General features: G+C 59.9%; 25 protein-coding genes and 1 tRNA gene. 8 read left to right on the top strand and 18 right to left on the bottom strand.

Going from position 1 to position 18,131, the window contains the following annotated elements:
* A partial coding sequence (gcvT, locus tag FZZ88_RS03200) for a glycine cleavage system aminomethyltransferase GcvT (RefSeq protein WP_230332810.1) occupies positions 1 to 845 on the bottom strand: 845 nt, incomplete at its 3' end.
* Positions 846 to 973: 128 nt separating this feature from the next.
* Between gcvT and FZZ88_RS03205 the strand changes: the two genes are divergently transcribed.
* Positions 974 to 1,186 (top strand): hypothetical protein, encoded by a 213-nt coding sequence (locus FZZ88_RS03205; protein WP_166016224.1) that lies wholly within the window; start codon positions 974 to 976, stop codon positions 1,184 to 1,186.
* Positions 1,187 to 1,272: 86 nt separating this feature from the next.
* A complete protein-coding gene (locus FZZ88_RS03210; RefSeq protein ID WP_166016226.1) occupies positions 1,273 to 1,668 on the top strand; it encodes a cyclic nucleotide-binding domain-containing protein in 396 nt (131 codons plus the stop codon).
* Here the strand turns inward: FZZ88_RS03210 and speB are convergent.
* Positions 1,662 to 2,552, bottom strand: coding sequence for an agmatinase (gene speB / locus FZZ88_RS03215; RefSeq protein ID WP_166016228.1), 891 nt, complete (start codon positions 2,550 to 2,552; stop codon positions 1,662 to 1,664). The genes FZZ88_RS03210 and speB overlap by 7 nt on opposite strands.
* Positions 2,549 to 3,391, bottom strand: a complete 843-nt coding sequence (gene speE, locus FZZ88_RS03220; protein ID WP_166016230.1) for a polyamine aminopropyltransferase — start codon at positions 3,389 to 3,391, stop codon at positions 2,549 to 2,551. The genes speB and speE overlap by 4 nt, the downstream gene beginning before the upstream one ends.
* Before the next feature lie 302 nt (positions 3,392 to 3,693).
* On the opposite strand from speE, the gene arfB reads away from it, so the two are divergent.
* Positions 3,694 to 4,128, top strand: coding sequence for an alternative ribosome rescue aminoacyl-tRNA hydrolase ArfB (gene arfB, locus FZZ88_RS03225; RefSeq protein WP_166016232.1), 435 nt, complete (start codon positions 3,694 to 3,696; stop codon positions 4,126 to 4,128).
* Positions 4,129 to 4,133: 5 nt separating this feature from the next.
* Here arfB and mazG read toward each other — a convergent pair whose 3' ends face one another.
* The gene (gene mazG, locus FZZ88_RS03230) at positions 4,134 to 4,958 is read right to left on the bottom strand and encodes a nucleoside triphosphate pyrophosphohydrolase (RefSeq protein WP_166016234.1); all 825 of its coding nucleotides are present in this window, start codon (positions 4,956 to 4,958) and stop codon (positions 4,134 to 4,136) included.
* A 33-nt stretch (positions 4,959 to 4,991) separates the two neighbouring features.
* Complete coding sequence (locus FZZ88_RS03235) at positions 4,992 to 5,474, bottom strand: metal-binding protein (RefSeq protein WP_166016237.1); 483 nt, start codon at positions 5,472 to 5,474, stop codon at positions 4,992 to 4,994.
* A gap of 58 nt (positions 5,475 to 5,532) precedes the next feature.
* Between FZZ88_RS03235 and FZZ88_RS03240 the strand changes: the two genes are divergently transcribed.
* Positions 5,533 to 5,604: transfer RNA gene (locus tag FZZ88_RS03240), tRNA-Val, on the top strand.
* A 414-nt stretch (positions 5,605 to 6,018) separates the two neighbouring features.
* Here the strand turns inward: FZZ88_RS03240 and FZZ88_RS03245 are convergent.
* Complete coding sequence (locus FZZ88_RS03245) at positions 6,019 to 6,240, bottom strand: hypothetical protein (protein WP_166016239.1); 222 nt, start codon at positions 6,238 to 6,240, stop codon at positions 6,019 to 6,021.
* 585 nt (positions 6,241 to 6,825) lie between these two features.
* Positions 6,826 to 7,215: a putative quinol monooxygenase gene (locus tag FZZ88_RS03250; protein WP_166016241.1), complete on the bottom strand. Its 390-nt coding sequence runs from the start codon at positions 7,213 to 7,215 to the stop codon at positions 6,826 to 6,828.
* A gap of 482 nt (positions 7,216 to 7,697) precedes the next feature.
* Here FZZ88_RS03250 and FZZ88_RS03255 point away from each other — a divergent pair, with 482 nt between their 5' ends.
* Positions 7,698 to 7,883, top strand: a complete 186-nt coding sequence (locus tag FZZ88_RS03255; protein ID WP_166016243.1) for a hypothetical protein — start codon at positions 7,698 to 7,700, stop codon at positions 7,881 to 7,883.
* A 7-nt stretch (positions 7,884 to 7,890) separates the two neighbouring features.
* The gene (locus FZZ88_RS03260; RefSeq protein ID WP_226426211.1) at positions 7,891 to 8,133 is read left to right on the top strand and encodes a hypothetical protein; all 243 of its coding nucleotides are present in this window, start codon (positions 7,891 to 7,893) and stop codon (positions 8,131 to 8,133) included.
* A gap of 39 nt (positions 8,134 to 8,172) precedes the next feature.
* Here FZZ88_RS03260 and FZZ88_RS03265 read toward each other — a convergent pair whose 3' ends face one another.
* From FZZ88_RS03265 to FZZ88_RS03305, 9 genes are all read right to left on the bottom strand, one after another.
* Positions 8,173 to 8,490 carry a hypothetical protein gene (locus FZZ88_RS03265; RefSeq protein WP_166016246.1) on the bottom strand — a complete coding sequence of 106 codons (318 nt, stop codon included), beginning with the start codon at positions 8,488 to 8,490 and terminating at the stop codon, positions 8,173 to 8,175.
* A 103-nt stretch (positions 8,491 to 8,593) separates the two neighbouring features.
* Positions 8,594 to 8,896, bottom strand: coding sequence for a TIGR03894 family protein (locus FZZ88_RS03270; protein ID WP_166016248.1), 303 nt, complete (start codon positions 8,894 to 8,896; stop codon positions 8,594 to 8,596).
* Positions 8,897 to 8,991: 95 nt separating this feature from the next.
* Positions 8,992 to 9,228 (bottom strand): chlorophyll a/b-binding protein, encoded by a 237-nt coding sequence (locus FZZ88_RS03275; RefSeq protein ID WP_166016250.1) that lies wholly within the window; start codon positions 9,226 to 9,228, stop codon positions 8,992 to 8,994.
* 38 nt (positions 9,229 to 9,266) lie between these two features.
* Positions 9,267 to 10,004: an MBL fold metallo-hydrolase gene (locus FZZ88_RS03280; protein ID WP_166016252.1), complete on the bottom strand. Its 738-nt coding sequence runs from the start codon at positions 10,002 to 10,004 to the stop codon at positions 9,267 to 9,269.
* On the bottom strand, positions 10,001 to 10,411 hold the full coding sequence (locus FZZ88_RS03285) for a transcriptional repressor (protein WP_166016253.1): 411 nt from the start codon (positions 10,409 to 10,411) through the stop codon (positions 10,001 to 10,003). Before FZZ88_RS03285 ends, FZZ88_RS03280 begins: the two co-directional genes overlap by 4 nt.
* A 4-nt stretch (positions 10,412 to 10,415) precedes the next feature.
* Positions 10,416 to 12,389, bottom strand: coding sequence for a 4Fe-4S binding protein (locus FZZ88_RS03290; protein WP_166016255.1), 1,974 nt, complete (start codon positions 12,387 to 12,389; stop codon positions 10,416 to 10,418).
* Positions 12,382 to 13,290 (bottom strand): oxidoreductase, encoded by a 909-nt coding sequence (locus FZZ88_RS03295; RefSeq protein ID WP_166016256.1) that lies wholly within the window; start codon positions 13,288 to 13,290, stop codon positions 12,382 to 12,384. Before FZZ88_RS03295 ends, FZZ88_RS03290 begins: the two co-directional genes overlap by 8 nt.
* Positions 13,291 to 13,329: 39 nt before the next feature.
* A complete protein-coding gene (locus tag FZZ88_RS03300) occupies positions 13,330 to 14,121 on the bottom strand; it encodes a methyltransferase domain-containing protein (RefSeq protein WP_226423601.1) in 792 nt (263 codons plus the stop codon).
* Positions 14,122 to 14,162: 41 nt separating this feature from the next.
* Positions 14,163 to 14,420, bottom strand: a complete 258-nt coding sequence (locus FZZ88_RS03305; RefSeq protein ID WP_115094798.1) for a hypothetical protein — start codon at positions 14,418 to 14,420, stop codon at positions 14,163 to 14,165.
* Between the two features lie 54 nt (positions 14,421 to 14,474).
* On the opposite strand from FZZ88_RS03305, the gene FZZ88_RS03310 reads away from it, so the two are divergent.
* A complete protein-coding gene (locus FZZ88_RS03310; RefSeq protein ID WP_166016258.1) occupies positions 14,475 to 14,927 on the top strand; it encodes a protein phosphatase in 453 nt (150 codons plus the stop codon).
* Entirely contained in the window at positions 14,924 to 15,547 is a 624-nt protein-coding gene (locus FZZ88_RS03315; RefSeq protein WP_166016260.1) for a 2OG-Fe(II) oxygenase, read from the top strand. The genes FZZ88_RS03310 and FZZ88_RS03315 overlap by 4 nt, the downstream gene beginning before the upstream one ends.
* On the opposite strand, the gene FZZ88_RS03320 is transcribed toward FZZ88_RS03315, so the two are convergent.
* Positions 15,527 to 16,852 (bottom strand): mechanosensitive ion channel family protein, encoded by a 1,326-nt coding sequence (locus FZZ88_RS03320; RefSeq protein WP_166016262.1) that lies wholly within the window; start codon positions 16,850 to 16,852, stop codon positions 15,527 to 15,529. The two genes, FZZ88_RS03315 and FZZ88_RS03320, sit on opposite strands and share 21 nt — an antisense overlap.
* Complete coding sequence (locus FZZ88_RS03325; RefSeq protein ID WP_166016264.1) at positions 16,849 to 18,099, bottom strand: extracellular solute-binding protein; 1,251 nt, start codon at positions 18,097 to 18,099, stop codon at positions 16,849 to 16,851. The genes FZZ88_RS03320 and FZZ88_RS03325 overlap by 4 nt, the downstream gene beginning before the upstream one ends.
* Positions 18,100 to 18,131 lie beyond the last annotated feature (32 nt).

Below are 18,131 nucleotides of genomic sequence, written 5' to 3' on the forward strand. Positions count from 1 at the left end.
GCCGCCGCCTGCTCCAGAGCCTGTCGGCCCACAAAATCGATGGGCATTTCGAGGTGCACGAGCCAACCCAACCCTGCCTCGAAGGGGTTGGTTTCGTCGGTCATGTCCTGGCCGTAAAGGTGCATGGCGGCCTCCAGGCGCAAGGTATCCCGCGCCCCCAGGCCGCAGGGGGTAACGCCGCGATCCAACAAAAGCTGCCAGAGCTTTTGTCCGTCCTCGGCGTTGAGCAGCAGCTCTGCACCGTCTTCGCCGGTGTAACCCGTGCGAGCACTGAACACCGATTGGCTTAGGCCGTTGAGGTTGAGCATCCGGTGGCCAAAGCGGGGCAGGCCGCTGAGGTCTTCGCCGCTCAGCTCCTGCAGCAATTGCATGGCCTCAGGTCCCTGAAGCGCGAGCAGCACCCCTCCGTTTTTGATGTCAGTCACCCTCAGGCCAGCGGGTTCCATCTGGTCACGGATCCAGGCGGTATCGCTGTCGGCGCAGGCGGCATTGATCACCAGCACCAACGCACCCCGTTCTGCATCGATGGCGCCGCAGTCGTAAACGATGAGGTCGTCGCGAATGCCGCCTTGCTCGTTCAGCAGAACGGAATAGCAGGCTTCGCCGGGACCGATGCGGTGCAGATCGCTGGGGATGAGCCGTTGCAGCGCATCCTTGGGATTGGCACCTTCCAGGCGCAGCACTCCCATGTGGGAGATGTCGAACATGCCGACCCGTTCGCGAACGGCCTTGTGTTCTTGGATGAGGCCGCTGAATTGAACCGGCATCTCCCAGCCGGCAAACGGCACCATGCGGCCACCAACACTGCGGCAGAGCTCGAATAGGGGAGTGCGCTGCAGAGACATGGGGGCGGCCGTTGCGAAGCGCATTCTTATGGAGGGCTTCACCATCCGGAAGGGAACCCGGAAATCCGCCCTTTGTTGCGGTCCGTTTCCCAAACCGTCACTAATGTTGGCGGACTCAGATTTCCTCCTTGGCCAACAGCCCTTGCTGTCGCAGTTGTCAGCACTGCAGCCTTGCTGCAGGGTCGAAAGGCTGGTGCCGTTTGCGCCGGCTGGAGGTGCATGCTGAACTTGCGGATCTCGTGGTCTGTCACCACTGGACCCCCCGTACCCCCAACCTTCCGGTTCTGCAGAGCATTGGCGTTGGTGAGTGTCAGCTTGAACTTGATCGCAGCTTGACTTGAGCTTGGATCGACAAATTCGCCGTGTCCTCTGTGACGGTCAGAATTCAGCGGTCACGGGATACTCCGTTCATTCAAGGTTTTTGACGTTGTCTGCCTCAGCTCCGCTGACTCCTTTGGAACTCATCCAGGAACAGCCTGAGGTAGATCGCATGATGTTGCCGACCGGCACAACCGTCTTCCGAGCAGGGGAGCCTGTGCAGTTCATTCATGTGATTGAACGTGGATGGATGGAACTGAGCAGTGGTCGGTTGAACCGCATTCGGTTTGGTCGCGGTGAATTGTTTTTCTATGAGGATCTTGTGGATCCCACCGAGTGTCACAGCCGTGATGCCACGGCTGTGACACCTGTTTCGCTGTTCCGCCTCAGTCGTTCCAACTTTCTGACGCTCATCCACCGGCACCCAACACTGGTGCTGCAACTTCTCAGCAAGCAACACAGCCGTTTGCGGCAGCAGCGGGTTGATGCGCGGCACTTCTATTGATCGGCTCCTAGGAGGAGCAGAAGGCTGCGGGTCACCTTGGCGGCTAGTACGGAGCTGATGCCACTGGTGTCGAGTTGTGGGGCCAGTTCCACAACATCGGCAGCCACCAGATGATGCTCTCGGAGGACCTTCACAAGGCTGGCGAAATCAGACCAGTGGTAACCACCGGGTTCGGGTGTACCAGTTCCGGGAAGAACGGAGGGATCGAACCAGTCCAGGTCGACGGTGAGGTACAGGGGCCTTCCCCTTAAGGGAGAGAGCGCCTGTTGAAGGGCATCGATGTTTGGTATCAGCCGACCGCTCCCATGCAGTTCTTTGAATTCCTCCCGCGTTCCACTTCGGATCGAGAGTTGAAACAGCGTCTGGCTTGGAAGGATGTCCAAACAGCGGCGCATGGCGCAGGCATGGCTGTGGCGCGCCCCCAGCCAGGTGTCCCTCAGATCGGCATGGGCATCCAGCTGTACCAGCACCAGGTCGGGGTGGCGCTGGGCAACGGCCTCCACTGCACCGGAGCTGATCGAATGCTCCCCTCCCAGCATCAGGGGCTTGAGGTTCAGAGCAAGCACGGCTTCGGTTGCCTGCTTCACCTTCAGCAGAACGGGCTCAGGGTTCCCAAAGGGAATGTCAACGGCACCGAGATCCGCAAAGGGGAGATCCTCAAGATCGCGCTTGAGCTGTGGGCAATAGGTCTCCAGGCCAGTGCTGACCTCTCGGATGGCGGCGGGTCCGAAGCGGGTGCCAGGGCGAAAGGAGGTGGTGCCGTCGTACGGGACCCCAAATAGGCCGACGCGGCAGTCGGTAGGGTCGCGTCGGGAGCCCATGAAAATGGTTCCGTCGCTATCAAACAAACCGTCAAACAGCCCATTCGGCGGATGTTCAGTCATGACTCCAGCTCCCGTTCGATGAAGGCGGGGATGGCGTCCATGGCCCCCCGCTGCCAGCGCGGTGACCAGATTTCACACCCCGCGGCAATGGCCATGGTGCGTTCGGGATCTGGAGTGCGATATCGGGGCGTTCCCATCGCGGCGAAGGTCCAGCTCCACCAGCCGCTGGGATACATCGGCACCCAGCCATAGAGCGGGTCGGCGTGGTCAAACACCTCGCGCAACAGCCGGATCATGGCGATGTGGACATCGCGGAAGGCTTCTGGAGACTCGCTCTGCGTGCCGAACACCCCGCCGGGCTTGAGCAGGCGTCGGCAGTTTTCGAAGAAGGCTCGGTTGAATAGGCCTTCTGCTGGTCCAGCCGGGTCAGAGCCATCCACCAAGACAACGTCATAGCTCTGGTCTTCCGCCTCAGCGGCCCAGGCGATTCCATCCCCCACCGTGAGCTGAAAACGCGGATCGGCCCAGGCGGACCCGCCGATTCCTGGGAGGTGCTCCCGGCTGAGTTCCACCACTCGCCCGTCAATTTCCACCATGTCCAGTCGCTGGACCCCTGGATGGCGCAGGCACTCCCGGGCGGTGCCACCGTCTCCACCGCCAATCACCAGGATCCGTTCGATGGAGTTGGCACTGCACAGCGCTGGGTGCACCAAGGCCTCGTGATAGTGGCGTTCCTGCTGTTCCGCTGTCATCCAGCAGCCATCGAGCAACAGTCCCCGCCCGTAGCGCTCACTGCGAATCACGCTGATCCGCTGGAACGGACTGGTCTCCTCGACCAGCACCTTTCCCTTTAATCCGTAGCGGACGCCGCGGTGCTCTTCGTCAATCCAGTTGCTCATGGGGTGGCGAGGCGTCTCTCCAGCTAAGCCTCCGGCCCGTGCGGTTTTGAACACCTTCAGTAGCGCCTGATGATTGACAGAGCACTAGATGTGGTGTTCGATACACAAATGGCAGGGAGTATCGCCTCCTCACGGTTCTCCCTCCGCCTTTTTGCGTTGCCTGTTCTCTCAAGTGTCTCCAATCCGTTCTTACGGATTAATGGGTTATCTGTAGAGCTCAAAGTCTGATTTCAACCTCCAGCTGTCCCTTTGGAACGACCACGCTGTAAAAAGCATCCCGTCGTTCTTGATCCAGGAGATGCGTGGTGCAAGACCTGGTGGTGAATAAGCGTTTGACCATTCCGGCCAGGGATCTGCGCTGGCGGTTCAGCCGCTCATCTGGTCCAGGCGGGCAGGGGGTCAACACCACTGATTCCCGTGTGGAGTTGGTGCTGGATGTCGAGAAGTGCTCTGGCCTTGGTCCATTTCGCCGAGCCCGACTGGTGGAGCATTTCGAGACAAGGTTGGTGGAGGGCTGTCTTCGAGTTGTGGTCGCTGAAGAACGTTCCCAATGGCAGAACCGTCAGAAGGCACTGCATCGCATGGCGGAACTTCTGAGGGAAGGCTTGCAGCCGCCGCCTCGCGCGCGCAAATCAACCCGGCCTGGCCGGGGTGCGGTGAAGCGGCGTTTGGATACGAAGAAAAAGCGTGGTGACCTCAAGCGGCAACGGCGAAGTCGGCCATTCATAGACGATTAATCGGATCAGGACGTTGAAGACTGTTCTGCCCTGATGGCTGCTTTGGCTTGCTTCCAAAGGGCCTCGAGTTCGTGGATGCTGCGTCCCTGCAGCTCTCCACCCAGGGCGGTTTCAACGCGGGAGAAGCGATCCAGGAAGCGCTGATTGGTCCCAGCGAGACCTTCTTCTGGCTCGATGCCGCACCAACGCGCCACGTTCACCAGGGTGAAGAGCAGATCGCCCAGTTCCTCCTGGGCATGGCTTCTGTTGCGGCTGGCCACTGCCTCCTTCAGTTCATCCAGCTCCTCATGGACCTTCTCCCAGACGCCGTCCATGTCATCCCATTCGAAGCCCGCCTTAGCAGCTTTTTTGGAGATGGTCATCGCTCCAGCCAGAGCCGGCTGCCCACGCACCTTGCCTCTGAGCTGGTCGCTGAGGGGGCTGGTTGAGCCAGCCAGGGCTTCGGCTCGCTCCTGCCTCTTGATGGCGTCCCAGCTGCGTCGAACGTCGTCACTGCTGGTGGCCTCGGCATCGCCGAACACATGGGGATGACGGCGGATCATCTTGTCGCTGATGCCATCGGCAATCGTATCGAGATCGAACCGTTGCTCCTCTTCAGCGATCTGCGCATGCAGCACCACTTGCAGCAGAAGGTCGCCAAGTTCGTCCTTGAGGTGGTTGTCATCCCCATGACGGATGGCATCGGCCACCTCGTGGGCCTCCTCCAACACGTAGGGCACCAAGGACGTATGGGTTTGTTCCAGGTCCCAGGGACAGCCCGTTGTTGGATCTCTGAGTTGTGCCACGACCTCGATCAGTCGCTGCAGCGCATCAGATGGAGCGTTGGCCATGCAGGGTCAACAACTTGGGTGAGGCCCACCCTCTCACTGCTGTCGTTTTTTGGACCATTCCTGGGGCCAGGGGTCGCCGTCGAGGATTAGATGGATCCATGCGCTGCCTTCCAACCCCACCACCATTCCGGTGAACTCATGCGGGTGTTGGCGTATTAGCTCCTGAAGGTCCGCCAGGAGCATCGATGGCGAGAGTGTCGGAATAGCAACGGTGACGACAAGGCACCACGTCAGCAGCACGCCCAGTCGCACGCTGGTTCCAAGCACCGGTCCATGGGACCAGAGCGAGCGATGGGGGATCAGACGTCGGTACGGCCACCAGAGGAAGCCGAGGGCTCCCCAGCGCCGCAGCGCGTTCGAGCGGGTATCAAGATCGGGGGAAAGCCAGAGCCCACCGGCCAGACAGCTCGCTGTGGAGATCAGTGCTGCCTGGAGTCCCAGCACCAAGCCAACAGCAAACCCGAGAGGGAGGCTCAGGATCCAGATGCTTTGGTCATGGCGGCGACCCGTTGCCAAGCCTGAAGAGCTCTTGTGCGTCCCCAGGCTGACGCGTTAGGGCAGAATCTGCCGGGTGGGGCGATTAGCTCAGCGGTAGAGCACCTCCCTTACAAGGAGATTGTCACTGGTTCGATCCCAGTATCGCCCATTAAAAAAACAGTCGTGTACGGGAATGTCGAGCTGGCAACCCGTTCATGTCGGGGTGCCACAGGAGGGTTTGATCGGCTGGATGATCAGAACCTCAGGCCGTGCGCCTTACGGAGTTGGTCATTGCTGACCAAGCATGTGCCTACATCAGGATTGGTTGCGCCAGGTCGAAATTCAGCGTTTTCAAGAGGCTCAGTTGACTTGCCGCGCATCCAAAGGAGCTGGCCTGTTGATGCGTCACGTTTGCAACTCACCCACTCATCAGAACGAGCAACCGGAGTGCAAGCGAACAGGATTCCCAAAGCGATCAACCAAGGTGTGGACATAGGGGGCAATGAAATGAACTTGCTTGGCTGGGTCAACAGAGGCTGATGCAAAACGAATGGAGCTGCATTGCATTCGTGGCAAACACTGCTTACTGATTGGAGATGCAGTACTTGCCTGACTTCCGATATCCATTGGGGCAGGAGTTGCCAGTTCGGATGAAGGTGTCCTTGGAGTTCTTACTGGGCATGCAGTAGTCACCAGATGCCCGGTAGGAGTAGGGGCAGCCGCCGACCTTCGGCAACGGGCTTTGGGCTAATGCAGGGAGACCCGAGGAGAGCGCGAGGGCTGCGAGCGGGATCAGGACCCTCATGGCTGGTGAAGCGGCGTCGACGCCCATCCTCGAGCCAAGCCCCTGCCTACAGATGAACTTTCGGCAGAAGATTGTCGCTGTTTCGATCTCGAATCACTTATTTGAAAAATCCAGTTCTTCAGAGGGTTCTTGGCTCATCTGCGCCGCTGAGACCATCGGCATTGCCCCGAATTCACGATGACTTCAGCAAAGCTTTGGCGTGAATTTCACAGACGTGTGCAATGGTGGTCATACGCCAAAGAGCCTTGTAAGGGCCCACAGCGCGAGAACCGATAACTCGATTCCATGAACCGAAGATCCATCGCTCCCCCCAGGGAGTGGCGTAAGGCTGGCAGCAATGCCAACCGAATTGACCTCAGTGGCTACGCATCCGCCCAACATCGCCGTTTTCTAAAAGCGGAAGCTGATCACGCTCCAAGTCAGCCAATTGCTCACTGACGCTCTCTCTCAAAGCGCAGAAGGAGCTGGGCTTCGGTAGAGAGTCTTCAGCTTGGGCCTGTACATCACCAGCCACACAGAGGGCTCAGAGGTTGAGTGAATCGCCCTGCACATGGTGTATTGGCGCCCACCCGACGATTTCAGCCTCTAGACCCTGCTGTACCCCAGCTTCGTTTCGAAAATTTTGAGTGGTAATCCGAAGGACTCCATCAGCGTGCGGCATGCATGGCCGACCGTGCCATACACCTCAATGCTGAAGCCATCACCGAGTTCAGCATGCCTTTTCAGGTACTCCTGGACTGGAGGATTGGAGACATGGGCGCTGAAGGCTTCATCGTTGGCATAAACCTCTGACCAAACAAATGCCTGTGGATCATCGGGATCCTGATCAAAGGTGTGGTGGATCATCCCGGGTTCAGAGGCCTGAACGGCTGTGTCGGTGGCTCTTGCCAGCTCTAAATAGGCGTCCACGCATCCTTGTTTGACGTGAATACGAGCCAGGAGCATGAAGGGTGTGCTCTGATCGAACGTTGCCATTGGCGTTTTGGCGCGTGGGTTGGGGCTTGGACAACAGGTTGGCCACCATCAGGCCAGCCTGCAGCCTGCACCCCAAATAATCCCCGAGTGGCTACTGCCGAATGCAGGGGTGCGGCTTCTCCCCTGTTCCAATCAAGACGTCATAGGTAGACCTGGATCAGATGCAGGAGGTCTCATGCTTTTTGACCTGTACGCCCTGCTGATCGTTGCGACGATCACCGCTGCGATCGTTGGTGTGATGACGCTCGTTTACGCAGATGCCATGACCATCCAGCGGAAGTCATGAGACCTCCGTGTGTCATCAGCCGTTGCTGCCGTCGTCCATGAGGCGTCGAATCAGGCTTTGCGTCAACCAGAGCAGTCCGATGAAGCCAGCCGCGACGATCAGCAGAGACAAGGTTCAATCTGTGAGTCGGAGCTTAAAAGCTACTCAGCGTTTGACTGCACCATCCTGGGAAGGCAGGTCCCCTCGGCATTCGGTGATGCAACTGTTCCTGGCGTTGGTGGTTCCCGTTGTTCTGCTCGTGGGGCTCACGGGGCTGCTGGCGACGGGCCGGCTGGCCTTGTCTCGGAATGCTGCATGGCTGCTGGCACGCCAGAACACCATTTGGATGGCTGGAATTGTGGCCCTTGCGGCCGCTGCGGTGGTGGTGGCCATGCAGCGTTGAGCTGATGATGTGGCAGCTTTTCTGCGTTGTTGTTGCTTCCAGTGCCAGCGTTCTGCTGACTTGGCCCACTGCAGCGCAAACCAATGAGGCTCTCCTTCGCGACCGGCTGATCAGCCCCGCTGTTTTTGAACTGTTGCAGCGTCATGGCGCGACGACGCCTGAACAGCGCCTGCAGGTCATTGGTGAGGCCTGCCGATCAGGCCGACTGGGGGTTGGCGACTGTCCCCAGCGTCGGCTTCGTCGCTACTAATGCGATCTGTATGCCCCCCCTAGGAGGGTGCCGTTTCAGTTATTGGGGGGCGCAGGCTTCGCCCATCGCGGCTTCCGCAACTTGCATTGCCAGTTGACTGCCGTAGGTGTCACCGGTTTCCTCCACCCACTTCTCTGCGAAGGCTTCCGCGGTCATCCACTGCCCCGCGAATTCTGCGAAGCCTTTGGCTTGGTCGGCATCCAGAACAAACGTCTGTGAGCTGCAATTCACCTTGCCGATCACGTCACCTTGGAGATTGTTCAGGTCGGTGACTTTTGCTGCTTCTTTCTCAGCACATGCGCCAAGGCCAAGAGCAAGAAAGCTAGTAGCGAGAACAGCAAGGGAGGAAAGTTTCAATGAAGGAGCGGGGCATCACCACTCCTTCAGGCTGGCGCTGGGTTGGCTCCCTGTCAGCCAGCGACGTCCTTTTCGTCTCGTCCGCGTCAGCCGGCGGTTTTGATCAGCGGCTGCTGGTCCGCTTGCGAACAACCCTGGGGGTTTCCCCCCGTTCGGTCTTGGTATCAGAGACGGTCTTATCTTCTCCAGCTGTGTCTTCCTGGACCGGTTCGTCGTCGGGTTCCTGCGCTTCGATGACTCCAAGAACCATGGCGGCTTCCAATTGATCGCTCATGTCGCCGATCGTCAGCAGTGCTTTCAAGACCAGTTGGGCGCGTGGCGCTTTGGGCAGGCCGGGGCGCAACTTCTTGGTGGTGTTCCACAGCTCTAGAGCCACTTCCTGCAGCAGTTCCTTGTCAGCAGCCATTCGAGTCGAACGTGAATCGCACCATTCTCGTCATCGGGGGGCATTTGCCTTCCCAGATCGTGGAGATGGAGGGGCTGTAACAGCCCCCCTTTGGATCAAAAGCAGAAGGGCAGGAATTGGGTGCGGCAGGCGGCGTAGCCATCCACAAGGGGGCCAAGACCGATTTGATGAATGATGCCGGCACCGGTGAGGCCTTCGGTAATGATTCCGATCACGATGCCGAGCATGGCGGCCCGCCCGTTGAAGCGTTCCGCTTTTTTGAGTTGTTCCATATGGATCTCGCGCGTGGCGACGCCTTGGAACCAAGAGTCGTTTGCTTGCGTGGGCTTCATCAGGCTCAAGCTGTTGTTACAAAGCTTAATCCACGAAATCAGTTTTTCAGCAGCAGTCGTTCCCCCGGTGTGGGATCGGTCCAGCGGCTGCTTGTTGGCAGCTGGGCTCCGGTTGCGGCCACGGATCCTTTCATCTGCAGGGCGCGGCTCAGGGCGCCGTCGAAGCGCACATCGCCACCGGATGTGCTGGCGAGCACCGTCGTGGGTTGGAAGCGTTCCACCAGTTGCGGCACCACGGAGCATCCTTTGACAAACGCGCCCAGAGCGGGAAGCCCAAGATCCACCATCGGCGTGATGACGGCATCCAGCGGTTGCGGTTCCAGGGCTGGATCCAGAAAACCGTGGGGTTCCAAGTAGAGCGCGCCGGCTGGATGGTCGAGCAGATAACCGTTTTCCACCGTGGGCACCGGTGCACCGGCACTGGCGCGTACCTGCAGGCCCTGGTGGGTGGTGCTTTCTCCGGGGGACAGTGCTTTGACGTTGGTGAAGCCCAGGCGTTCAACCACGCGCGTTGCGGCTATGGATCCAATCACAGGAAGGGTTTTCGGCAGCAACGCCAGGGTTTCAGGGTGGGCATGATCCGCAAGCCCCTGGGTGAGCAGTAGCAGATTCAGGTTCTCCGGGATGTCCCGTTCGCAGGGCAGCTCCCCTTTCAGCAGCCACTCCCCCGGGGGAAAACTCAGGCTGCCGCGCAGCCAGGGATCCACCAGAACCCGAAGATCATCGAATTCGAGCAACCAACCATTGGCTCCGTAGTAGGTGGCGGCCAGGGTCATGACGGATTTTGCTGCCGCTCGCGGCAGTCGCTGCAGAGACCAAAGAATTCAAGCGTGTGGAAAAGGAGATCGAAGCCCTTGCGGCCGTCTTCCGGTACCTCCAGGTCGTGAATTGGACAGTGATCGAGCGCTTGTGTCTTGCCGCAATCGACGCAGGTGAGGTGGTGGCGATCCCGCTCCAGTGGTGCATAGAGCGCTTCGCCGTTGGGCAGGTGACGACAGCGCACCAGGCCCCGTTGCTGCAGCTGACGCAGATTTCGATACACCGTGGCCAGGCCCATGGTTTGCTCGGGAGCGAGGCTGCGGTGCAGTTGCTGACCGCTCATCTCATCGCCACAGGCCTGGAGGCTCGCCAGCAATACCTTCTGGCGGGCATTGATTTCCGTTGAGGGGCGGCGAGTGGCCATGGTTTTAGAGAGCGACCAACCAGCGGCCGCTGAGGCTGACCAGGAACAGCACCATGCTGCCTCTGATCCAGGCCCGACGGTTGAGATCCAGCAAGCGGCGGCTCAAAATCACAGCACCAACCCACCCGATCACCACCACCACGGTCTGGCAGAAGCCGATCACATGGGGGTCGGCGGACCATTGCGGCCAACCAACCGGCAGAACCGTGCCTGCTTCGGCCATGCCGATGGGCAGATGGCGGGCCAGGAGCAGGGCCCAGAGCAATGGCAATCCGGCATACAGCCAACGGCGTTTGAGCCACAAACCCGCTGCTGCCGGAAGAGCGAGGGCCAGCGCCCCAAAGCTGAGCCGAGCCAGCAGGGGGCCTTCATGCAAGGAAGACGGTGCAAGCGGCAGCCAGCCGAGCAGGCGCTGCCAGTGGTGTAGGCAGAGTCCGCCAGCCAGCACCAGGAGCAGTCCGCGCTCTCCATCGGGGGCTTGCATGTTGCGTTGCAGATCGGCGGCAGGCGGGCGCAGTCGCAACTGCACAGAGCGGTTGGGACAGGCCTGGGTGCAGGTCATGCAGAGCACGCAGTTGCGGTTGTCGCTCAAGTGGGCGGGATGGGTGCCCAGGGGACAGCCTTCGGTTGCCAGACCCTCGCCGTCGGCGGGTCCTCCCTTGAAACAGGAGTAGCTGCTGCAGCTGCCGCTGCAGGTGCCGACTTCAGCCCGCAATTCAAGGATCGAGAGTTTGGCGAACAGTCCGTTCATGCCTCCGATGGGACAGAGGTATCGGCACCAGAAGCGTTTTTCGAACACCGTTGAGCTGATCACGGCCCCTGCCGTGATCAGTAAAAGCAGGCAGCTGCTCAGCCAGGCGGTGTCTTCAAGGTTCCAGACCTCTTCCCACAGGAGAATCGCGGCAAACCCGGCGGCTAGAGCAGGAGCTCCCCAGCGGTCCAGGTCTCCATGGGGCCAACTCCTTTTTCGCCATGGGGTGAGCCGTTGGGCGATCTGCCCCCACACCATGAACGGACAGATCGAGCACCAGAGTCGACCCACCAGTGGGTAGCTCAGCAGGATCAAAGGCCACCACCAAGCCCAGAACAGGGTCAGCATCGGATTGACTGCGCGCTCCTGGGGGCCAAGCCAGAGCGCCAGGTTCACAGCCACGAACAGCCAGCTCACCAGGCCGAACAGCAGTGTGTTCCAGAGCGCCGGTGCGCGCATCCACTCCCGCAACTGCGGTTTCCAGCGCCAGATGTCAAAACGGGTGCGCCGTGATTTTTCTTCGGTCCAGAAGACCTCTTCGGGGAGCAATGGTGGAAGCTCGCCTTGGCTTTGCTGACGCGCCTGACGCAGGGCGCGATCCACCATCGCTTCGAGTTCGCGCAGGTTGTTGGCGAAATCGTGGTTCTGAAGCCGTCGCACCACGCTGTCCGGCAGGGCGGGTGGTTGGCTCCAGCCGAGTCCAGGGCTCTGCAGCCTCAGCCGGTATCGCAGCCAGTCCCCCAGGTCGGTTCGGCGCACCCGCAAGGGAGGAACGCGGATGGTTCGCACCAGGCCATCTAGGGCCGGTATGGCGGCTTCGCTGGTGAACAGCACACGACCTTGGAAACCTGGCGCCTCTCCACGGGCCATCGCGATCAAGCGCTGCTGGAGCTCGTTGTCGATGCGGTCCATGCCGCTCACCAACAGGGTGCTGGATCCGAGCTCATTCAGCAGGTTGAGCGTGCTGCCCTGCAGATCACTGGCATCCAGTCGCACCAGCAGACGGCGTCGTTCCGCTGATCCGTAGTGCACCAGGGCGGCGAGATTGTCTTTTTCCAGGCCGGGCTCACCGCTGATCAGCACTGGCTGGCGTTGCGGGTCTCTGGCGGCCTCGAGCACAGCACTGCGCAGCCGTTGGGCATAGCGACTGGATCCCACGACGCCACGTCGGGCCCGGCCCAGAACGAAGGGGGCCAACCGCTGCAACCCAGCGCTGGATTCAGCCACCGATCAGCTGCTCGCTCAAGCTCCAGAGCCGCTGCCGTTCGGCAGGTTGATTCGCTGCTGGGGCAACACGGCAGAGCGCCGGTGCACCCCGCAATCCACCGAACTGCTCAGGGCCGTAGTGCTCGCCACCCTGCGCTGTCGCTGCGGTGGCGGCATGCAGTTGCGGCAGGGCACCCATGCTGGCGCTTTGAAACAAGGGATCCATCAGCCGGTAGGCCACAGCCTCGAAGCGATTGCCAACGCTGGCGATCGCCGTGGGTTGCAGTTCGGTGCGTGCGATGCCCGGATGGGCGGCCAGTGAGCGGATGGGGCTGCCCTGCTTGCGCAGGCGTGCATCCAGCTCGAGGGCAAACATCACATTGGCGAGTTTGCTTTGGCCATAGGCCCCATAGCGGTCGTAGCCCTTGCTCCAACTGGGGTCGTCCCAACGGATCTTGCCGAAGTACTGCGCCCCGGAGGTCACCGTCACTACCCGCGGGTCGGGCCGGTTCTGCATCAGCGTCAGCAGCGCCTGGGTCAGGGCCATGTGCCCCAGGTGATTCACACCGAACTGCAGTTCATGCCCCTGGGCGGTGCTCCGGCGCGGCGGCGCCATCACTCCAGCGTTGTTGATCAGTAGGTCGAGGCAGCCGTAGCGCTCGCCGATGCTGTTCGCCGCCCGTTGGACGCTGGCCAGGTCCGCCAGATCCAAATCCACCAGATCCACCGCACCTCCATCCCGCTCCTGCAGCAAATCTTGTTTGGCCGTCTCCGCTTTGCGGGGGCTGCGGCACGCCAGCACCACGGTTGCCCCGCAGCGTTTCAAGGCTCGCGCGGTTTCGAGGCCCAGACCGCTGTTGGCTCCGGTGATCAAGGCAATGCGTCCCTGCTGGTTCGGGATGTCAGCAGCGGACCAACCCATGTCTCGAGGAAGAGTGAATGCATTGTGCCGAGTTCGCTTTCAGAGTCGTCGCGCCAGAACCTCCAACAAGGTTGGTCCAACCCAGTAGCAACCCGGTTCAGCCTGTGCACGGGCGATTTCGTCCTGAGCCTCCAGTGCGTCGTCGGCACTCCAGTGCCCCAATTGTTGAAGTCGCCTGCCGAACACCAGGACAAACCTCTCCATCCATTGCCCTGCCATGGATGCTGCATCGCCCAATACGGGGATTGGCTTCAGGTGCTCGATCTGCCATCCGCGCTGATGGAGCAAACCGGGGAGTTTCCGGTTGACGTCGGGATCGCCGCCGTCTTCACGAAAACTGCTCTGACAGGCCCGGCCAAAGCGCTGAATCGCTCGTCCGTGGGGATGCAGCCCGAAGGTGTCCCAATGAACGTATTCATGGATTAACCAGCGTCCGCCAGGTTGGATGCACTGATCCACCCCAGCCAAGAGGGGCTCCAGCTGGGGCAAAAACATGGCCACCCAGCGGCACCACACCAGATCGAAGAATTCCCTTGGCCAGGGATCTTTGAGCAGATCCTGTTGGCGGAGTTCCAGTTGATGCAAGCCCGCTTGTTCCGCCATGCGGCGACCCGATGCGACGTAAACCCCACTGCGTTCCAACCCCAGGACGCGACCTTGGGCACCCACAGCATTCGCCAGATCTGCTGCAGCGAACCCTGGCCCCGCACCCAGGTCGAGCACGCTCTGCCCCAAATGGAGGCCGGCGCGCTGCCAGGCGGCTTGGGCCGTCGGTCGCCAAAGACAGTGCTGGAAACGCAGGCGTTCCAGCTCCTCGGTGTGGGTTCCCAATAGGTAGGGGTCCCTTGGTGGTGAGGCGTCCGAACCCAGCTTCAGTCTTCCGGGAACAGCAATTCGGCCAGTTCGTCGGCGTCGACGTCGTAGACGCGGGCCAGGCTGGTTTCGATGGCGCTGGTCACCTCGCCGGGCAGGAAGCGCATCGAGTTCAGGGCGTCCTCGGCGATGTCATCGGTGAGCAGCTTGTCCTCGCTGTCCAGTTTTTCGTCATTGATCACCGCCATCACCCAGCTCTGGTAGGCGTAGACCAGATCGGAGAACTCGAGTTCGGGATCGTTCAGGTCCAGGGCCATGGTGCGAATAGCCAGTCGCCCCAGTCTGACCTTTCACAGGAGAGGATGAACAGCATGGATTCCGCTGATGCCACTGGCCTCCAGGCCACGCTCTTTGATTTCGCCATTGCTGAGCTTGTGCGGCAACACCGGGAGAGCTTCCAGCCCCTCTGGACTGCGGAAAGTTGGGTGAAGTTGTTGATCTGGTTGTCGTTGAATTGCGGCAGCTCCGGGGATGAAGCCGGCATGGCCCATTTCGTCGAGGCGCTCGGTCCGAGCCTCACCACCAGGATGCGGCGGGTTTTCTTTGAGCGGGAACTGGAGGCTCTTGATCTTCAGGTGATGGCGGATCCGGCCGAGCAGCAGGTGCTGGTGTTGCCGATGGGTCCTGGTGTCCCTCTGGATCTCGAACGGGCCGCGGCGGTGATTGAACAGGTGAAGCTTCAGGATCAGGTGGTAGCGGATCGTGGTCGCTGGCAGGCCCTGGATGCTGTGGTGGCGATTCCCCGCATGGTGGCAACGGCATGAACCTGATCGGCCGTTACCGCAATGCCGGCTTCGAGTCGGTGGCCGATGCCGTGAGTGAGTTCTTCCCGCGCCGCTTGGATTTGCACCGTCCTGGCGTGACCTTTGGGCCGGATGGTACGGGCGAACCGGCGAAACAGAGCACCGACATCAGCCTGGTGGCGATTGATCGCTCGGAACCTGAATCCTTCGCCCTTTCACAACTGATCTTTCGTGGGGTGACGGCAGGGTTGGATCGCTATCTGCAGGAGCGACCGATGTTCCGTCAGTGCTGCCCGCAGCAGAGCCTGTTCGTCAATCCCATCTTCAATCTTCAGCACTACGCCCCTGGGGAAGGGTTCAAGCGTTGGCACTGTGATTGGACCATTAGCGATGAGGTCACCGAACCGGTGCACCGAGTGCTGGCCTGGATTCTTTATTGCAACGACGTGGATGAGGCGGGCACCGAGTTTCATTGGCAGGACCATCACGAACCGGCGGAGCGGGGCAAGCTGGTGATCTTCCCTGCTGCTCCATCCCACATTCATCGGGGACGGGTGAGTGAGAGCGCAAGCAAGCTGATCGCCACCGGTTGGATCAATGCCGGACGCCAGGAGGACTACTTAAGTCGCCTCGCCCGTTGAGCTGGGCTGGTCCTCTGGGATGGCGTCTTCCACTTGCAACTGATTGGCGGCAGCACCTATGCGCAGGGTCTGATCTTTTGATGGTGGCCACTCCATCGGGTAAACCTGGCGTTGTGGGAAGGGGATGCCGATGCCGTTCTCTTCAAAAGCCGTCCAGATGGCTTGGCGTAAATCACTCCCAACAGCAAACGCTTCGAGTGGGTTGCGTACCCAGAACAGCAGCTTGTAGTTGATCGATGAATCCGCGAAATCGACGGTGAAGGCTGCCGGGGGTGGGTACTGCAGCACCTTCTCGTGCTTGCGGGCGACCTCCTCCAAGACCGCAATCACTTGACTGGGTTCGTGGTGATAAGCCGCTCCCACCATCACCCCGTCGCGGCGGGAGGTTTCTTCGGCGGTGTACGACTCAGCCTCTTGGGTGAAGAAATTTTGATTTGGAATCAGCAGTTCGGCGCCATCGCGGCCGCGGCGCAATTGGGTGGCGCGCAGCCCCAGCTTTCTCACGGTGCAGGGGTCGCCGTTGATCATCAGGATTTCTCCGGGGCGCACGGAGCCTTCAAACAGCAGCCAGAGGCTGCTGATGAAATTGGAAATGATCTCTTTAATGCCAAAGCCGATGCCCACGGAAAGGCCTCCGGCTACAGCTACTAAGGCGGTGCCATTGATTCCGATGTAATACGCCACCCCCATGACGCCAATGCCGATCACCGAGTAGCGAAGAATCACTTCGAGCGCTTTGCGGCCCTGGGGCTTAATGCCGAAGAATCCACCCCCAAGCCAGGCGGCGAAGGCTGCCGGACGGCTGGCCAGGGTGATAACCAGATAAACGATTACCAGAGCTGTGCACAATTTGCCGATGGTGAGCGTCACCCCGAACACATCTCCCAGGGAAATCAGCGACAGCGATTCCCGGCTTCCAAGCATCTGGAAGAAGGTGAGGATTGAAATGACCAACAGAATGGGCCGGAAGAATGATTTATCGATTTCTTCGACCGGTACTTTTGGAAAGCGGCTGAGAATGAGTTGCTTGGTGGGTTCCACGCAGCGCCAGATCAGCCAGAGCAGCGCCAGATACTGCAGGTAGCCCGCTGTGACTCCAACGAGGGTCAACGTGGTGGCGATGAGAAACAGTGCCGCCGGCACCAGGAGATGGATCAGGCTGGCGATCAGGGGACTCCTGAGTTTTCGCTTCACCCGTGATTCGCTGGTGATGGCGGCGACGAACAATCCCACCTGGAGAAGCACGGAACCCCGCTGCAGATAGCCCAGCCAGGTCGTGGTTTCAGAGGTGATTTCGGTGATCATGAATCGCTCTCCCGCAAACTTTTCAGGATTTTTTGACTGGATTCCTCTGGGGAACTGACGTCGTAGATGGTGTCGAGCAGAGCATCTGAGATGGTTTCATAACGCTCTGGATCGCGAAACACGCGCGCTTTGGATTGTCCTTTTGCGGCATTTACTTTCAGCGACTGCTGTGCATACATCACCAAGGCTTCTGTGCCGCCGGGGATTTTGGCGGCAACGATCTTCGCGGCTTTGCGATTCACCGGCAGCGAATTTCGTCCGGCCAGGGCGTAGGTCTTCTGCGCCCAGGGTTTGGTGATGAAGTCGATCATCACCAGGGCCTTCTCCCGCTGTGTTCCGCTTGAATTTCGCCCTAGCGACCACACCTGAAGTTTGGTGGCGGCTTTGAGCTTTGTTGAAGGTCCTTTGGGGAGAGGAGCGAGCGCAAGTTTGTCTTTCATTTGCTCTCTCAATTCCCGCAGGCTGCTGCTCCAGCAGGTGATCCAATCCAGCTCTCCAGCCACCAAGGCGTCGCGGAGGGTGCGCTGATCGTTCAGAAAACGAATGTTTTGCTGATAGCTCGCGTTTTCCAGCCACTGCAACCAATGGGTCACGTTGGCCTGGCGTTCAGCATCTGGAGGGAGCTTCGCGAGTGCGGCTTCCATGGCTTCGCCAGCGTCAAATGATTCAGCACTCCAGAACAGATCCTTCAGCTGAAGTGCCATGCCGAAGTTGTTTTCTTCGCTGGCTTGTTCCATCTGTTCAAGGGTCTGGGGAGGAGAGGGCAATCGCTCCTTGTTGAAGCAGGCCAACTGCACAAACTGATTCACCGGACGGCCCACCAGTTTCCCGTCCTTGGCTGTGACGAGGTCGAACAGATAGCTCGGTGTGTCAGCACGATCTTCACGAGAGATGTCAATCGGATCGACCAAGTTGCGCTTGTACAACTCGAGGGCTGTGTCGCTATCGGTGATCAGCAGATCCGGGCCAAAGCCGCTACGGGTCTGATCTTCAATCTCATCAACAAAATTTTTCTGGGTGGACAGGGTTAGTTGAGGGCGGATGGTGGGATCCACACTTCTGATGTGATCAATGGCGTCTTCAGTGACCTCCCGCAGCCGTTCGTAGTCCTTGCTTGAGATCGTTTCTGAGTTATTGATCGTGCGAACCACCTTGATCACAACCGGTGGGCGCCAACTGCTGCAACCTGTTGTAAGGGCCGTTAGTGCAATGCCCAGGGCCAGATGCTGGATCCGGATTAGCCCCATGCCATCGCTTCGGTGAGTCGATGCTAGGGACG

Source organism: Synechococcus sp. PH41509 (assembly GCF_020514285.1).
GTDB lineage: Bacteria > Cyanobacteriota > Cyanobacteriia > PCC-6307 > Cyanobiaceae > Parasynechococcus.

Bases quoted from the DNA above. Each gene is read 5' to 3' on its own strand.
- speB (WP_166016228.1), bottom strand. From the start codon at position 2,552: ATGACTGAACATCCGCCGAATGGGCTGTTTGACGGTTTGTTTGATAGC.
- speE (WP_166016230.1), bottom strand. From the start codon at position 3,391: ATGAGCAACTGGATTGACGAAGAGCACCGCGGCGTCCGCTACGGATTA.
- mazG (WP_166016234.1), bottom strand. From the start codon at position 4,958: ATGGCCAACGCTCCATCTGATGCGCTGCAGCGACTGATCGAGGTCGTG.
- FZZ88_RS03245 (WP_166016239.1), bottom strand. From the start codon at position 6,240: ATGAGGGTCCTGATCCCGCTCGCAGCCCTCGCGCTCTCCTCGGGTCTC.
- FZZ88_RS03250 (WP_166016241.1), bottom strand. From the start codon at position 7,215: ATGGCAACGTTCGATCAGAGCACACCCTTCATGCTCCTGGCTCGTATT.
- FZZ88_RS03255 (WP_166016243.1), top strand. From the start codon at position 7,698: ATGCAACTGTTCCTGGCGTTGGTGGTTCCCGTTGTTCTGCTCGTGGGG.
- FZZ88_RS03260 (WP_226426211.1), top strand. From the start codon at position 7,891: ATGTGGCAGCTTTTCTGCGTTGTTGTTGCTTCCAGTGCCAGCGTTCTG.
- FZZ88_RS03270 (WP_166016248.1), bottom strand. From the start codon at position 8,896: ATGGCTGCTGACAAGGAACTGCTGCAGGAAGTGGCTCTAGAGCTGTGG.
- FZZ88_RS03275 (WP_166016250.1), bottom strand. From the start codon at position 9,228: ATGAAGCCCACGCAAGCAAACGACTCTTGGTTCCAAGGCGTCGCCACG.
- FZZ88_RS03280 (WP_166016252.1), bottom strand. From the start codon at position 10,004: ATGACCCTGGCCGCCACCTACTACGGAGCCAATGGTTGGTTGCTCGAA.
- FZZ88_RS03285 (WP_166016253.1), bottom strand. From the start codon at position 10,411: ATGGCCACTCGCCGCCCCTCAACGGAAATCAATGCCCGCCAGAAGGTA.
- FZZ88_RS03295 (WP_166016256.1), bottom strand. From the start codon at position 13,290: ATGGGTTGGTCCGCTGCTGACATCCCGAACCAGCAGGGACGCATTGCC.
- FZZ88_RS03305 (WP_115094798.1), bottom strand. From the start codon at position 14,420: ATGGCCCTGGACCTGAACGATCCCGAACTCGAGTTCTCCGATCTGGTC.
- FZZ88_RS03310 (WP_166016258.1), top strand. From the start codon at position 14,475: ATGGATTCCGCTGATGCCACTGGCCTCCAGGCCACGCTCTTTGATTTC.
- FZZ88_RS03315 (WP_166016260.1), top strand. From the start codon at position 14,924: ATGAACCTGATCGGCCGTTACCGCAATGCCGGCTTCGAGTCGGTGGCC.
- FZZ88_RS03320 (WP_166016262.1), bottom strand. From the start codon at position 16,852: ATGATCACCGAAATCACCTCTGAAACCACGACCTGGCTGGGCTATCTG.
- FZZ88_RS03325 (WP_166016264.1), bottom strand. From the start codon at position 18,099: ATGGGGCTAATCCGGATCCAGCATCTGGCCCTGGGCATTGCACTAACG.